Source organism: Pseudomonas sp. MT92 (genome assembly GCF_058792515.1).
This window is the reverse complement of record NZ_JBXAFA010000019.1, coordinates 90,574-105,710: the sequence shown is the minus strand read 5'-3', so window position 1 is coordinate 105,710 and position 15,137 is coordinate 90,574. Positions and strand designations below refer to the sequence as shown.

Below are 15,137 nucleotides of genomic sequence, written 5' to 3'. Positions count from 1 at the left end.
CCCCTCAATAGAGGGGTATCGATAGAGGAAATCGCCTGTAAAGCCCTAATTATGTATTGCAGACTGGGGGGAATAACGCAAGAGGGGCACTTCCGAATCTCTCCCGGTCTGGGGAGAGTGTTCGGTTTGGAGAACCTCCTCTAACGAGGCGAGTCTCTCAACCGAATCCACCTGTGAACAATGCGTTTCCAGGACGATAGTCAGCTGCAACTCTATGCAGCATCAACTTGGCACTCGCCATTCAACCCATTGGGACAATCGCTCCCGATCGGGAATGTTGTCTCTAATCATCGGAGGCAACATGAACATTTCCCAACAGCTCGTAGCAGCTGGGTTCGATAAGGTCGCTCAGTCACTTCCTTTGCGTATGGAGCGCATGCGCTCAAACGGTATTGAATGTGATGAGGTGACGTTATTGACGACGATTGAGCGCGACGAGTTCCGTTCAATTAAATGCAGGATGCGCCTGGCAAAGGTCGCCACGTACGCTGAGCTCGAGGAGCATGGTCGACTGGTGAATTTGCTGGCGAATTACACTACTGAATCCAGGGCGTGGCTGATGAAGCTGCCGCTGGTGCGACTGCAAATCATGATGGACGCAGTCGAAGCATCCTGGTGATCCTACATGCCACATCTGTGGCGTAACGCTGCGTAAGCAGCAAACCCCGTCGGGTCCTTTTCCCGATAGGGGAGAGGCCTCGACTTTCGTGTTGGAGGCTTCATGAACAATTTTCCGGTTTCTCATATTTCCAGTAACCCAGCGCTGGTGCTCTCGCATTTCAACGAGATCATCGAACGCAGAAAAGCGGCTCTCTTTCCTAAAGGTGGCCATGATGGGGTTACGGAAGTTCTGCGACTGGATAGGAGGGACCGTCCTCTCTACCTGGCGTCTCAAGTTGACGTTACTCAGCAAGAGATAGAAGCCAGCTACTGTGAGCGCGGGATCACCACCACGGCGCATCTTCGTGAATTCATTCAACTGGTTCACGAAATCTCGGCGGCATGCTCAACGATTGCTGCTTCAGAGCTTCGCTCCTATCACCTGGACTTGCTCCGGGCGATGAGGGACGAGATGGTTCAGAAACGTGCGTAGGTGATTGGAGCAGGGGGGGGACACCTCCCTGCTTCCATCTCAAAATTCCGGGTGCTATATTTCAACCAGCTGTTATCAGCATCCTCTCGGCCACCAGGCCACCGACCGACCTCAAGGGTTGTTTCGGAAAGCTCCAGTTTTCCCAAGCAAAGATTCTTCCAATCGCTCTGTTGCGATCGGAGATGGCGTTAGCTGCGCGTCCCTAAAGCAGCATCAACTTGGCCACTCTGGCTTTCACTCCCTGCAGGGATTTCTCCCTGTAGGGGAGACCTTGCACTAAAACTAAAATTGAGGTGCAACATGTCTGACTTACTGAATCTCGTGATCATCATCGTCGACTTCGTGTTTGACGTAATTTGATTCACACGGCCCTGTGCTTGGCTCTCGCCGGACATTGGGTCTAAGCCTGTCGTAACACCGTTGTTCCAACCTTTCTGGTGGGGTCCTTCCCCACTAGGGGTTGGCATCTCACCTCCATTCTGGAGGTACATCTATGATTTTTTCGCCTGCAAAGCTGATTGGAGCGTCATCATCCTTCGGCTGTAGCTGGTCGTATGTGACGCGGGGTGACCTGGTTGTGAAGATGGAGCAACGTGTATGAGTAATGCACAGAAGCCCGTTCCAACACCTGCAAAGCCCCACGCCCAAAATCGGGTTGCTCATTATCAAGAGGCTCTCAGTGATGAAAGCTTTGTCAGCATGATGAGCAGCATTTGCGGCTTGCCGATCAAACAGAAGGATGGGACCAAGAAATGAAGTCCTACCCCCGTCTGGTCGCGCTACTCCGTGAAACGATGACCCTCACTACCGGTGAGGCTGAAGCATTGACACGTGGCGTCGAAGCTGAAGCCGTGTCCCGCTGTGGAGGTATCGCGAACGTTGTTCGCCGTGCCTTTGCACTTCGACACTATGCAGCGCTGCGTGTACTGCTCGCTCGTTACCCGAATGCTCAAGACAAGACTGCTTTCGCCATCGACACCGGCTTCACCGGCAAGCGCCGTGTGCTGGTGGATGATGGGAAGGTGGTTTCCCACGGCCATCTGGCCTGGGATGTCTTTCTCACTCGAATTCGAACGAAGCAACCCCACTGATTCACCTAACCCTATCGGGGCCTACATGCCCCATTAGGGGCGGTGGGCTCCAATTACTGGAGTCCATATATGTCTACTAACCGTGCAATCACAACCCTGATGCAGCGCCACTTGGTGTTAAACGGCTACCCAGCTGAAGACGTCCATTTTTCGCTGAGCTGTTGTCAGGGCGATGGTGCCAGCTTCACTGGTGAGTTGGATGTGAAGCGTCTTGCTTCGCGTCTTGTGCCGGATGTTTCTTCGACTGTTTGGGATGGCCTGGTGCTACCCGAAAAGCTGGAGATTACTCGGGACTCTGGAATGCGCTATGTACATGAGCGATCGACCTCCCTGAGCATCGATCCAGTTTACGTCGAGCTCACTCCGGCTGATGAACTAGGTGGACCCGCTCAAAAAGTTGCTCTTCATCGACTGGTTTCTGCGCTTGCCGATGATGTTGTCGCCACCGGCGCGGAACTTGCGCACCGAGGGTACAAGCTCCTCGATGCGTACGTCTCAGAGAAGACAAAGCTGCGGACCTTTCAAACTGCCAACTTCCGGGTTGATGTTTTTAAGTGCCCGGATGACTTCGATGTCTTTGAAACGGAGGAGGAGCTCGTATACCTAGACCAAACTATCCAGCAAATCATGGATGGGGAGATCGAATGTTTCAGCCTCAAAGTCACTGTCACCATGCTTGATGATGGCGACGATATCGCTGAACTGGCTGAGCTTGATATCTACGGGTTCAGTCGTAATCCCTCGATCAAGGGGCTCTGTACAGACACACGTGATGTTGTGCGCGAGGCGATTGCTGAAGCGCGCGATACCTATTTGAAGCTGATGAAACCGCGGTTGCGGTTAGCAGCTTAACCATCCCCTGGGGGGCTTTGCCCCCTTCAAGGGGTGGAGTTCCTTCAGGTGTCCTATTCCCCCGGCTCGGGGCTTCCCCAAGCTCCCGTTTCGGTGGCTTGGGGAAGTCCCGAGTTGGGCTTACCTGGAGGTGCACTATGAGAAATTTGAAAGCCGAAGTTGTACGAAATGCGGCGAAGCTTAAAGGCTGGGATGTGATTTTGAGGGACTTGTGCCCTGAGATCGATTCCAGAGCGTTTGATAAGCCAGGTCGACACACGAAGTGCCCTGTCCATGGGGTGGCTGGTCGTGGCGGCGATGGATTCAAGTTCTTCCGTAAGGACTTTCAAGACTCCGGCGGCGGCATGTGCAACACCTGTGGAACGTACCCCGATGGATTCAGCTTGCTGATGTGGGTGAAGAACTACGGATTTGCAGATGCTGTGGCCGACGTTGGTGACTTTCTGGGGATCCGCTCGACTGAAGATGAGAATCAGCAGGAGAAGGTAAACCGGGCCAACGAGCAGGCGCTCGCAGCTCGTCGCAAAGAGCTTGAGGAAAAAGAGGCTGCTTCAAACCTCTATCACAGCAAGAAACTCAATGAGCTATGGAAGGGCAGCCTTCCACTTACGCACCCAGATGCTGAGCCGGCCCGTCTGTACTTGGCCAGCCGCAAGATTCTCTGTTGGGATCGTGAGGGCGTCGAAAGGGTGGTTCGGTTTCATCCGAGCCTCTCGAGCTACAACGAGGATGGTGAGTTCGAAGGTGATTTTCCCGGCATTGTCGCGAAAGTTACAAAGGCAGGGCTTCCCATCACGCTCCACCGGTACTTTCTAACCCCGAAGGGGCTGAAAGCTCCCGTCCAAAGTGCCAAGAAAATGTGCATGTATCCTACCGATAGGCTGGTTACTGGCGGTGGCATTTTCGTTGGGGCCTGGGACAAGGAGGAAATTGATGTTTGTGAGGGGCTGGAAACAGCTTGGGCTATAGAAACCGGTACCAACTTCGCAGTGCAGGTTCACTCGCTGGTGAATGCAACGCTGTTGGAGGGTTTCGAGCCTGGCCCTCGCACTAAACGCGTCAGGATCTGGATCGACAAAGACCGTTCCGGCCGCGGCGAAGAGGCGGGCATGAACCTGAAAAAGCGTCTCTGGGAGAAGGGTATCCAAGCTCAGATACTGACTCCGTCATTGCCGCTGCTGGAAGGCGAAAAGTCGGTCGACTGGAATGATGTGCTGGTGCAGCTTGGATGCATGGGGTTTCCACAGATGAGGAGGGCGGCTTGATGAGCGTCACCTCTTATCTGTATGACCCAGTGCGTGTTGTCACCTCGCCAGGCGCTAATGCCCTCGATCCATTCTCACCGCCCAGCGGTTTTAGTGGGAGCGCAGGGGATTACCGATTGCTGTTGGTAAGCCGGTACCGGGTACCGGCGTCGCGTCGGTACATCATGGCCCATGCAAAGGCCCTTCAAGATGGACTCAACGTCATCTTTGAAGGGCCATACATAATGGAGGCTGCCGACATTCTCGAAAAGATTGTCGCTAGCGACCGCGCGCAAGAAACCAAAAGGGCCGGCTAATTTAGCTGGCCCTTTTTTTATGGCCATGAGATCGATCAGGAGTCGGGTAGAATCGTCCGCTTGCATTCCAGTAAGACGTGCGAGTCTTCAAGCATCGCAATCGAGATCCGAACAATGACATTCAAAGTGGTCAAGCTCAGCACCTCAACAACCGATACGCCAGGCCTGTACCAGGTCAAGTTCAATGGCGACGATCGTTTTTTCCGCACTGTGGATGTCCATGTCTCAAAAGACCTCGGGCCAAATGCCCTGGACTTTGTAGAACTGTACGGCGCCTGGTGCTGCCTGATCTGGCTGGAGCTCGCTGGGTCAAATCGAACCTCACGTAATTTGAAGCTCGTGGTTTCCCGTGGCGCTGTAAAGCGTCTCCTGCTTGTGACCAGCTCAAAAGAAGAGCTCTACCAATACGCGTACGCTCTCCGGACACAACTCCTCGGCTTGGACAACATCTCTGTCGAGAAAGGGGAGGCGTGGGTGTTGGAGGAGCATCCAGGTATCTGCGTGAAATGGGACGGGGAGCCACCGCCACAACCTTTCGTCGATAATCCTACCTTTGGCCGCATCTACCTTACGTACCATGCCGTTATCGAGTACCTGGATGAAACGAAAGGCGAGTGTAAGCTCGACAACGTTTTTTCGAGGCTGACACGGATTGTTCGGGAGGCGGATAGGGTAAAAGTGCTGACTGCGAAGCAGGAGAAAGACAAGGTTCGCCGGTATGGTGAGCAGCAAAAGGGTGTGAGAAATCTTGGCACGGCGTCGGGCTGGCATATAACCACTCGACCGACCGCCGACGGGAAGGGCCTTATTGCTATGACGGTTTTTCAGCGAGTCGAGTAATGAGTTCGCGATGGAGAGGGTAATGGCGTACGTGGAGCGGTTGAGAGCTGAGCTTCTGGCGCTGTTGAGATCAGTAGATCCAGAAGGGTGGGAGCAAGCAAAGAATCTTTCCCGGGAGGACGTCGTTAGCTTCCTGGTCTCAAGACCCCATATCATGCAAGGAATCTCATACCAGATCTTGGGAGAGGCCGGGTTCGGGGAAGGGGCTTACCTTCAATGCGCGCGCGACGGCGAGGTTTACCGGCTGATTCGGTGCCAGGTGTCCTTCGACGAACGTGGTTTGCCGCTGACGGTTGGACTGATCGGCGTCAAAAATGGACTCGATAACGCTTCTGCCAGAGTTATCGGCAGGATCGATGAGTTCACCAGCATGGAAACCGGGCTTCAAATCCTCGGATCTGAAATTTTAGATTTGTTAGAGCTTTAAAAATTCAGCATTTAAGCTCATAGCAAATCATCCAATACCAAACCCAAAATGAAGAATCAGACCACCTACAACGGCCGTAAAAATCCCTAGGGCATAGGGGTGCATGATCAGAGCCGAAAAATGTTCCAAAACGCTCAATCGCTTTGGGCGTACGTCCATTCTGATTGATGGCGGTTTGAATGTAGGCCAAGCGGTTTCTCTCTGGTGCAATGAATTGTCTTGACCGGCCTTGTATAGCAGAACGTTACAAATCAGTTCTCCGGGATGTTTTGCCGTGACGTCCCATGGCCATGTCAGTGTAATAGTGTCTCGCCTGAAGAATTGATAGGGTGATGCTCTGGGAAAATACTGCGTGTCTTTTTTCGAGAACTCTAGGTTTGCTGCAAGGTGATTCAGCGAGATAGGTGTTCCCAAGTTGCATTCTTTGTAGTGGCCTATAATCCGTTCCATGACAATGCCACTGTCATAGGGATCTACAACTAGGGTTACTCTGCACGACTCTTCGCAGTATTGATATTGTGGAAACGTGATTTTGGCGCCGCCAGCAGGAAACTCCTTGAATAGTCTCAAAACGTCTACGACTTTTCCGTTGAATGATCCCTGGTTGTCCATGCGAAACGATTGATTACCCATCTCTTTTTTCATTAAATCCAGCAATACCTGTTCAATTAGCAAATCCTTGAGATCAAGCTTCACCGTGACACGAGGGCTCGACTTGAAGTGATTTTTCAAACCAACGATGTGCTGCTGTGGGGAAACCGAATCTGCAAGGACATCTGATCCCGGGTCAGTCGGGTTGGGCGTGAGAATGATCATAATGAGCTCGCAGAGATTAGTCGGGTTAGGTATTGAGATTAGAGGATGCTTTGCAAGATCTCCCAAATTTCTCAAAAATCTGAGTGATTCTGACTTTTAACGTAAATGATTTTCGAATGTCGCGGCATGGACGCTGATTTCTGAAAGTATCGTGCTAGAGCTGCCATGCGATCTGTAGCCCACTATAATTTTTAGATGTCGACTCGCGATCCAGTCTAACTTTTAAATGTTGGCGTTCAACTGACTGCTGGCGAATCGAAGACGGTTGCTTTAGGCGCGTCCAGTGGTAAACAACAAATGTAATCGATGAAAGCGCTAAATCTGTTGGCACCAAGCTGCTGCTGGAAAAATTCACGGACCGAGAACATGGAGATGCCAATCTTGTTGATTTGCAAAGGATTCCAGTTTGTATATGCATTGCAGCTAACCAACCGCAAATCCGCTAAAAGGGCGTACTTAGATAATGCAATATTCGATAATGGGTAGAACCGTATTTTGCATTCCTCGCGGAACATGGATAGATTATCGGCGTGACCACCATCCGCGAATGGAAATTTCATGGCAAACCTGATCCCGTTGTTCGAATCGCACGACCGATTCCTTGAGCTTAACCACAACAACCTTTCTCAAGAGCAGCCGGTGGTCATCAGCTACCTGGAGTCCTTCCCAGGTGATCTCTGTGCCATCGATGGCTATCGAGCTGTCAGGAGCTTCCTGCGCTCTTATGAACGCAATTCGGCAACCTTCAATTCCTATCGTACTCACGTTGAGCGTTTGCTGCTCTGGACGCTTCTGGTTTGCAAAAAGCCACTATTGGAAATGACCCGTCAGGATGGCGAACGATTCATGGAGTTTTGCATTAAGCCACCTGTAGACTGGATCGGCCCGGTGGTAAAGGCTCGCTATCACCGTGTTGGCGGACGCACCCCCAAACCTACTGACACCTACACAATCAACACTCAGTGGCGGCCATTCTTCCTGACAGTAAAAAAACCTGATCTCAAACTCGCCATGGAGCAAAACAGAGAGCCTGAGGTTAAACCTTACAAGATGAAACAGGACTCAATCGCTCAGATCTTTGCCGTATGCGGTAGCTTCTTTCAATGGGCAGCTGACGAAGGTCTCTCAAATAACGCCAATCCAATCCGCGCAATCAAACAGAAATCAAACTACAAGCAGAGGGTTGTGGCGGACGAAAAAGCGAAGGCTTTGACCGTGTTGCAGTGGAGTTTTGTATTAGAGACAGCTAAATTAATGGCTGATCAAGTACCAGCCGAACCGGACAACGAATTGGACGATGCGGAAAAAGAAGCACTTAAGACGAAACGCAAATTTTACGAGCGCACGCTTTTCATCGTCGCCACCATCTATTCAATGTATCTCCGCGTTTCAGATATTGTTGGTCGGGACAACTGGCAACCCATGATGAGCGACTTTCGTAAGGATGATCATGGCAACTGGTGGTTCCATGTAATAGGCAAAGGAAATAAGTCTGCCAAGATCAGTGTTAAAGACGAGTACATGAACGTTTGGATGGCTCGATATAGGACGTTCTTGAAACTAACACCGGCGCCCTACCCTAATGATTCTGCACCGCTCCTACAGTCCCTCAAAGGCCGGGCAGGTTTGTCAGAGGGTCATATCAGGAGCCTTGTTCAGGAGGTCTTCGATTACGCACTGGAACGAATGCGTGCGGAAGGTTTTCCTGATGACGACATTAAAAACCTCCGTTCAGCATCACTCCACTGGCTCCGTCACACCTCGGCAACAGCTGACGCCAAGGTGCGGGATCACAAGGATCTCCAGGCTGACCTGCGCCACCAAAGCTTGGCAACCACGGTCGATACGTACTACAACAGCCGGGATGAGGAGCGACATCGATCTAACAAAAATCTCAGCATCGAGGATCGATAAAACATCGTCACGGTGCTGTGACCAAGGAAAACGCTAACAGTAGAACTCTTACGCCAATGGCGTCGGCTCACCAAACGGTTTTGATCCGAACTCGCTCTCGGCTTCGGCCTAGCATTCCCATTGGCTAAAGTTAGCGCCCGGGATAACACGCTCCTTGAGCCAGCCTCCCACCTTCATCAACTGGGCCACAGCTTTGAGGCGTCGGGCTGCTCAGCAGTTATACTTTTAGCCCCACAAGGGGACGATAGAGAACACGGAAAAAATCGTACGCTAAGCATTCGACCTGTCAGGTTGAGGCCAGAGAGGTTGACTCCTCTGCGTCAGAACGATTTGAGCAGCAGAATTATATGCGCAAGCTAATCTGACATCAGCGCTCCGAAGCGGTGACCGGAGCCCTTGGCTCGATCATGAAACGGAGAGTGCGACGATGGATCTAAAACGCTCATGGGTTCATTGCGTGCTGCTGTCAGGATTGCTGGCGGGATGTACAAGCTCTCAAAGCCAGGTTTCAGTAAGTCCTGATCCCATTAAGATCAGTGCGGGTACCACCTCAGGTTTTCGGGTGTTTCGTGGCGAATGCTTCAACACCGATGCTGATAATGTTAACCCTCTGCTGCTTCCACTGCTGACCAATGTTATTTCGTAAGCGCTCCATGAACCCCACATTCAAAGTCACCACCTGTCCCAGACGCGGTGCCCCATATTTCTCTACCTGTGGCACATAAATAGCTCACTTACTATTTTGCTGGCATAAGAATGCCAATGTTTGGCTATTTTAGTGGCACAAAAATGCCAAAGTTTGGTTATTTCAGTGGCACAAAAATGCCAAGGCCAGGTATTTCAGGTGGTACAAAAGATGGGCCCTATTTCTGTGGTATTTAAATGCCATTCAAATGCCACATAAATGCCACGAAAATGGAGAAGTACGCCCTATCTGTGCTCATGTGAGCCATTTTGGACCTGTACCGGGGGTAGGACTATTTTTGTACCGGGGGTAGGATTTTCCGTTTTTACAGGGCTTTGGAGGCCCAAAAAACGTACCGAGTCTATTACGTGTTGGGTGGATTTGTCGGTACAGCAAAGGGTATCGAAAGGTCTCGATAGCGTACGATCCAACCACCCACGATAGGGTCAGGCTTAACGTCGTATCTCTGGCGAACAGTTCCACGGCAGCAGTGCTTCATAGTCCGTTCAACCCCCGGTTGCAACGCCAAGGCGTTATAGCCCGCGTAATCATCGGTCATAACATAGCCGCGATAACTTTCCAGCAGACGCAACGGAACCTCCTGCGCACGGCTGGACGTGTACTCGAACAACACGACTTTGCGATCTGGCGGGCCGCTGGCTTGTACCCACATCCAGGATTGGCTGGTCGGGTCTCGACCTGGCTCTTTCAATACTTGAACACGGGTTTCATCGCAGTGGATCACCGGGCTTTCCAGTAATCGGTCGCGCATTAGGTTCAGCAGTGGCTGAAAGTGTTCGCTGCACTGCATCACCCAGCGCGCCAGTGTTTGCCTTGGTATATCGATACCGTGTCGACTTAACACCGTCTCGAAACGATGCAGCGGCAAGCCATCGACGTACTTGGTGGTCAGCAACATGGCCAGAACGCTTGGGCTGGCCATGCTCTTTTCGATCAGTTGAGCCGGTTTGTCGGCGGTGACCGGTGCCGTTTCGCAGCCACGGCAACCGTAAACCTTGCGGATATGTTTGATGACACGGATCTGCATCGGCACGATATCCAGCTGTTCGCTGATTTCTTCGCTGATCACGTGCTTGCGGCAACCGCAGGCACAGGTCAGTTCGTGCTCGGGCAGTTCGTGGATGACCTCGACACGCGGCAGCTCAGCCGACAATGCCTTACGTTTTCCTCGGCGCGGCCCCGGGGAAACGACTTCCTCTTCAGCATCGCCGATCAATGGCATCGGCTCGCTTTCAGGCTCATTGAACAGTGCAAGTTGCGGCGTATTGGGCTGCGCTGTCTGCTCGGACTTACGCCCGAACAAGCGGTCGCGCAACAGCTTAATCTGTCCTTTCAGGTCGACGATGTGAGCCTGATAAGACTGGGCAACTTCTTCCTGGCGATTGAGTACCTCAAGCAGCATCTGCTTGAGCAAAACGGGGTCATCAGGGATCGTCGGGCAGAGAAATCATGGCCCGGATTATACCGGGTCAGGCTACGTAGCGTGGAGTCAAAACCTGGTGAGGACGGTTGCGCCACAGGTCAAAACCGTCGAGCAGCCAGTTCAGTTCCTGGACGGTCAGAACGATCACTTCATCGCTGAGATCAGGCGATGTTTTGAATCGCTCGGACTCCAAGCGCTTAAGCCAAAGGCAGAAGCCGTTGCGCTCCCAGTACAAAATCTTCACGCGGTTACGGGGCTTGTTGAGAAAAACGAAGAGCACGGGATCGAACACCGCCACTTTTATGTCCAGCTCGACCAGCGCAGCGAGGCCATCAATGGACTTTCTGAAGTCCACGGGCTTGGGGTAGAGATAAACTTTTTCAACTTTGGCGTCGGGTCGCATCATGACGAGCTGGCCTCCTGAGAGAATCGGGAGCACAGCATCCGGCATCAGCTAAGCGCTTTGAATGTGGGGTTCATGGAGCGCTTAGTGCGCCAGCCAAGCTGGCAGTTGATAAAGGGTGAAAGTCCCTACGAGAGAAGTTATGGCGGAACACCTCGACCCCGAGTCATGCGTTGTGCACCGTGAGGTGTACGGCGAAGCGTTGGCAGGGGAAACCAGCAGGCCAGCCATTGAGCCGCGAAATCATGAGTCCGGGGCGCCGACGCTGTTAAGCGAAGCGGAAGGCCATAGTGCGCATGACGATAATCGCAAGTCATGTGTCACGCCCTGCGCGGTCGTAGACCCTGAGCATGCTGGGAAGTCAACTGTACGGAAGCTGGGAGATCTCATTCGTGTCTGGTGCTGACAAGCCAGACGGGGCAGGAAAGGCCACAAGCCGAGCGTCTGCCGTCTACGCGAATGAGAAGTCGGATAGCCCCGTAGTACCTGAGAAGTTGCCGAACAATGGGCCTGGCCCGGCGGAGGTGATGGAGGAAAGGGGGCTAGCCAAGGGGAACAGTGAGCAACTTTCCGCGCCCCGGACGCAGAGCCGAACAAGCGCGTTGTCAGGGTTGCCCGCTGTACGTCAAGCAGCCCGGCAGGATCGCCGGGTCAAGTTCACGAGCTTGTTGCACCACGTAACGGTCGAGCTTTTGCACGAGAGTTTCTACAATCTCAAGCGAGACGCGGCTAGTGGCGTGGATGGAATATTGTGGCGAGAGTACGAGCAGGATCTTCTCGCGAAGCTGAAAGCCTTACACGGAAAAGTGCACAGTGGTCGCTATCGAGCCAAACCTGTTCGGCGGGTGTACATCCCGAAGGCAGATGGCAGTGAGCGACCGCTGGGTGTCACAGCGCTGGAAGACAAGATTGTCCAGACAGCGGTGGTGAAAGTGCTTGAAGCGATCTACGAAGAGAGCTTTCTCGGATTCTCGTATGGGTTTCGCCCTGGTCGAGGGCAACATGATGCACTGGATGCTTTATCGGTGGGAATACAGAAAACTCGCGTTCGATGGATACTGGACGTAGATATTCGTGCGTTCTTTGACACCATTGATCACGAGTGGATGATGTGCTTCTTGCAGCACCGAATCGCAGATAAGCGAGTGCTTGGATTGATAGCTCGATGGCTCCGTGTCGGAGTTATTGAGAATGGACAGCGAATCCCGGCGAAGCAGGGCACACCGCAAGGCGCGCCTCTCTCACCGCTGCTGGCCAATATCTATCTGCACTACGTGATGGACCTGTGGGTCAGGCAATGGCGTGCGCGTACAGCACAAGGCGAGATGATCGTCGTGCGGTATGCAGACGACAGCGTGCTGGGGTTTGAAAGGCTTGGTGAAGCACTGGTTTTTCAGGATGCTTTGGCTGCCAGACTTGCCCAGTTCAACCTGACGTTACACCCAGAGAAAACACGCCTTCTGCGCTTCGGTTGGTATGCGGCCGAAGACCGCAGGAATCATGGGTTGGGGAAACCGGAGACTTTCGATTTTCTCGGGTTCACGCATTTCTGTAGCCGATCCAAGAACGGCATGTTCGAGGTAGGACGGGTCACTATCAGCAAGCGTATAAGGGCAACGCTCAAGGAAATACGGGCGCAGTTGCATAAACGCAGGCACGAGCCAGTCCCAGTGATCGGGCAGTGGTTGAGTCGGCTGTTTAGAGGGTATTGCAATTATTACCATGTACCGGGTAATCGACGGCGGCTGGATACTTTTCGCCGTGAAATTATCAGTGCATGGCGGCATGCTCTTAAACGGCGGAGTCAGCGACACCGTCTGAATTGGGAGCGCATGACTGCTCTGGCAAGACTATTCATCCCCTATCCGCGTGAGTTACCGATGCATCCTTATCCCATAACTCGCTTCGGCGTCAAAACCCAAGGCAGGAGCCGTATGCGGTAATTCCGCACGTACGGATCTGTGCGGGGGGTGGCAGGTGACTGCCATTCCTACCGCGACCGTTATTTCCGGTGGCCTCAAGGCCCTCGGCGCCGGTCTGAAGAAGTATGGTGAAGACTCCGATGCCAAGTTTGCCTCCACGCTGAATTTTAATAGTGGCGAGGATGTGAGGGGTTGCTTGCATGTAGTCTACGGCAGCGTATTCACCGATTCAGCAGACTTCCTTGATCCATCGGTGAAGCTGGAGAATATTCTGCCGTTGCCATGGCTGGCCGTAGCACGGGCTAACGGTACAACCGGGGAATCGGCCGATGCCACCGTTGGCAGGTTGCCGCAAGTTTTGCTCGCTGCGAAGACGACACTCGCTAACAGCGGGGCAATGCTTGCAGAGAAGCCAAGCTTCTTCGCTGAATTGAAAATTATCCGATCTCCTGACGCCTCAAAGGTGGCCTTCCGTTTGAGGGCTTTCTACTACGGCGAGCGCTTGGACAAGGGGTGGTGGCCGCGATCAAAATCCAAAGCAGTTGTTCTAACTGTTTCCGGATTCGATGTATCAAAGTCGTTAGTCGAAAATCTTAAGAATGGTTATTCAGTTCTCCAATCGGACGTCCCCGTTGGCCAGACTTGGGTGAGTTCTGACTTACTCTCTCCAAATGGCGAAGACGGGGGGCGGAATGCTTGGGATAGCCCTTGGTATACCCTGCCGCCGGACAAGACAACGCCTACTACTCTTGTGACCGGACTTCTTGAAACCACTGCAGGTAGTAAGCTCTTGGGTGTATTGGGAACGGCGCTCGAGGGAACCGCTGACACCACAGCAAAAAGTTACGTTGACTCTTTGGACCCTGCTCAACGGGCTACTGCAGAGGAAACAGCGAGAACCGCGGAAAATACGGCGAAAACCAACGCTGCCGTCGCAGTTGTGAAAGCTATTGCCGATGTTAAGGCTGCTCAGAATGCCCATGATGCATGTATCACCACTATGGATGCGCCAGGTGCTTCCTCCAATGATAAGAGAGACGCGGTTCTGGCTTTCGCATCAGCAAGGGTCACAGCGGCTGCATCGGTATCAGCAGCTGAACCATTGTTTTCTCAAATGGGCGTACCAGCTGAATTCCTCAACGATCCTGGTAGATGCAAGGTGCTGCCATGAACGCTTTGAAATGGATCGCTCTCGGTACTATGGGGGTGATTCTGACTGCCAACGGCCAGGCGACTGTGATGGGTTGGGCAACGGTCGACAGAGGGGCTGATATTCTGGTTAGAGGTGGCGACCAGGCCAGCCCCAGCGAATTCACTGAGACCGTCGTGGTGGAATTCAAAAGCGCCTCGGAACAAGCGTATTGTTCCGGTGTGCTTGTAGGTACGAACGCAGTACTGACGGCAGCCCACTGTGGGTACCGGAAGTTGGTACCAGTGCGAGTCACAGCGGCAACAAACTTGAGCCAGGCCCTTAAACTTGGGGCTGGTGGGTATGCGAGGCAACCATCCACCGGCGTTCCGCAGGTTCAATCGGCTGCAGTAGCTTCGTTCGCAGTAATGGATCCAAGTGCCGTTGCACAAGGAAGAAACCTGGGCGGCCTTGACTTGATGGTGATGAGGTCATGTCGAGATAAGGGAAAATTAGGACAATATATCTGTAACTACATGATCTTATTAGTTTTTCTGTCGTCATTTCACACAAACAAAAAACATGATTCGGCCTCTTCTGCAATGGTTATAGGCCCTTCTTGAGGCCCGTCGTCAATGCATAAGTTTTCCGGATGCTACTCCCTGACGTAGTCAGCATAGGCCTGGAGCTGGTTTACCTACACCAAAATTGGCATGGACTGAGTTCAAGGTTTTGGCGGTATAGGTAAACCACGCTTCGAGCATGTGACTTTAGAAAACCCATATTTAGCCGCCTAGTAGAGCATCCAACCCGGTGCCCTCAAGATCGAGGATCTAGATTAATGGATTACGTCGTAAGAGCGAGCCGGCGGCGTTTTCCTCGAAGGCTCTAGTGTGCTGTTCGCGAAATAAATTTCTCCATGTTTGCACTACACTTCAGATGCCATTCCTACCTTGGATA

At 52.6% G+C, this 15,137-nt stretch carries 17 protein-coding genes and 1 pseudogene; 14 read left to right on the top strand and 4 right to left on the bottom strand.

The features are described 5' to 3' along the window. The first annotated feature begins 301 nt into the window (after positions 1–301). The 9 genes from AC1Q6D_RS28890 (at position 302) to AC1Q6D_RS28850 (ending at position 5,864) form a co-directional block, all read left to right on the top strand. Entirely contained in the window at positions 302–619 is a 318-nt protein-coding gene (locus tag AC1Q6D_RS28890) for a hypothetical protein (protein ID WP_050682298.1), read from the top strand. Between the two features lie 102 nt (positions 620–721). After that, positions 722–1,093, top strand: a complete 372-nt coding sequence (locus AC1Q6D_RS28885) for a hypothetical protein (RefSeq protein ID WP_103404542.1) — start codon at positions 722–724, stop codon at positions 1,091–1,093. 597 nt (positions 1,094–1,690) lie between these two features. Continuing rightward, positions 1,691–1,849: a hypothetical protein gene (locus tag AC1Q6D_RS28880; protein ID WP_158249389.1), complete on the top strand. Its 159-nt coding sequence runs from the start codon at positions 1,691–1,693 to the stop codon at positions 1,847–1,849. After that, positions 1,846–2,184 (top strand): hypothetical protein, encoded by a 339-nt coding sequence (locus AC1Q6D_RS28875; RefSeq protein WP_256590257.1) that lies wholly within the window; start codon positions 1,846–1,848, stop codon positions 2,182–2,184. The genes AC1Q6D_RS28880 and AC1Q6D_RS28875 overlap by 4 nt, the downstream gene beginning before the upstream one ends. A 69-nt stretch (positions 2,185–2,253) precedes the next feature. Beyond that, on the top strand, positions 2,254–3,036 hold the full coding sequence (locus tag AC1Q6D_RS28870) for a hypothetical protein (protein ID WP_103404543.1): 783 nt from the start codon (positions 2,254–2,256) through the stop codon (positions 3,034–3,036). A gap of 137 nt (positions 3,037–3,173) precedes the next feature. Beyond that, a complete protein-coding gene (locus tag AC1Q6D_RS28865) occupies positions 3,174–4,301 on the top strand; it encodes a DUF7146 domain-containing protein (RefSeq protein WP_050682294.1) in 1,128 nt (375 codons plus the stop codon). Further along, on the top strand, positions 4,301–4,597 hold the full coding sequence (locus tag AC1Q6D_RS28860) for a hypothetical protein (protein WP_103404544.1): 297 nt from the start codon (positions 4,301–4,303) through the stop codon (positions 4,595–4,597). The genes AC1Q6D_RS28865 and AC1Q6D_RS28860 overlap by 1 nt, the downstream gene beginning before the upstream one ends. A gap of 114 nt (positions 4,598–4,711) precedes the next feature. Continuing rightward, positions 4,712–5,437, top strand: coding sequence for a hypothetical protein (locus AC1Q6D_RS28855; RefSeq protein WP_103404545.1), 726 nt, complete (start codon positions 4,712–4,714; stop codon positions 5,435–5,437). Between the two features lie 22 nt (positions 5,438–5,459). Continuing rightward, positions 5,460–5,864, top strand: a complete 405-nt coding sequence (locus AC1Q6D_RS28850; RefSeq protein ID WP_146041494.1) for a hypothetical protein — start codon at positions 5,460–5,462, stop codon at positions 5,862–5,864. Between the two features lie 27 nt (positions 5,865–5,891). On the opposite strand, the gene AC1Q6D_RS28845 is transcribed toward AC1Q6D_RS28850, so the two are convergent. Continuing rightward, positions 5,892–6,680, bottom strand: coding sequence for a hypothetical protein (locus AC1Q6D_RS28845; protein ID WP_050682290.1), 789 nt, complete (start codon positions 6,678–6,680; stop codon positions 5,892–5,894). A gap of 236 nt (positions 6,681–6,916) precedes the next feature. Next, positions 6,917–7,240 (bottom strand): hypothetical protein, encoded by a 324-nt coding sequence (locus tag AC1Q6D_RS28840; RefSeq protein WP_103404547.1) that lies wholly within the window; start codon positions 7,238–7,240, stop codon positions 6,917–6,919. Here AC1Q6D_RS28840 and AC1Q6D_RS28835 point away from each other — a divergent pair. Both AC1Q6D_RS28835 and AC1Q6D_RS28830 read left to right on the top strand, forming a co-directional pair. Next, positions 7,239–8,594, top strand: a complete 1,356-nt coding sequence (locus AC1Q6D_RS28835) for a site-specific integrase (protein ID WP_103404548.1) — start codon at positions 7,239–7,241, stop codon at positions 8,592–8,594. The two genes, AC1Q6D_RS28840 and AC1Q6D_RS28835, sit on opposite strands and share 2 nt — an antisense overlap. A 427-nt stretch (positions 8,595–9,021) precedes the next feature. After that, positions 9,022–9,240: a hypothetical protein gene (locus tag AC1Q6D_RS28830; RefSeq protein WP_146041495.1), complete on the top strand. Its 219-nt coding sequence runs from the start codon at positions 9,022–9,024 to the stop codon at positions 9,238–9,240. Positions 9,241–9,739: 499 nt separating this feature from the next. On the opposite strand, the pseudogene tnpC reads toward AC1Q6D_RS28830, so the two are convergent. Continuing rightward, a pseudogene (gene tnpC / locus AC1Q6D_RS28825) lies at positions 9,740–10,751 on the bottom strand (IS66 family transposase); the annotation flags it as partial. A gap of 18 nt (positions 10,752–10,769) precedes the next feature. Then, positions 10,770–11,129, bottom strand: a complete 360-nt coding sequence (gene tnpB, locus AC1Q6D_RS28820) for an IS66 family insertion sequence element accessory protein TnpB (protein ID WP_049285761.1) — start codon at positions 11,127–11,129, stop codon at positions 10,770–10,772. 389 nt (positions 11,130–11,518) lie between these two features. Between tnpB and ltrA the strand changes: the two genes are divergently transcribed. The 3 genes from ltrA to AC1Q6D_RS28805 are packed head-to-tail and all read left to right on the top strand — an operon-like array spanning position 11,519 to position 14,800. Beyond that, positions 11,519–13,069 (top strand): group II intron reverse transcriptase/maturase, encoded by a 1,551-nt coding sequence (gene ltrA, locus AC1Q6D_RS28815; protein ID WP_371919915.1) that lies wholly within the window; start codon positions 11,519–11,521, stop codon positions 13,067–13,069. A 34-nt stretch (positions 13,070–13,103) separates the two neighbouring features. Further along, positions 13,104–14,219: a hypothetical protein gene (locus AC1Q6D_RS28810; RefSeq protein ID WP_103404550.1), complete on the top strand. Its 1,116-nt coding sequence runs from the start codon at positions 13,104–13,106 to the stop codon at positions 14,217–14,219. Beyond that, positions 14,216–14,800, top strand: a complete 585-nt coding sequence (locus AC1Q6D_RS28805) for a trypsin-like serine protease (RefSeq protein WP_158249390.1) — start codon at positions 14,216–14,218, stop codon at positions 14,798–14,800. Before AC1Q6D_RS28810 ends, AC1Q6D_RS28805 begins: the two co-directional genes overlap by 4 nt. Positions 14,801–15,137 lie beyond the last annotated feature (337 nt).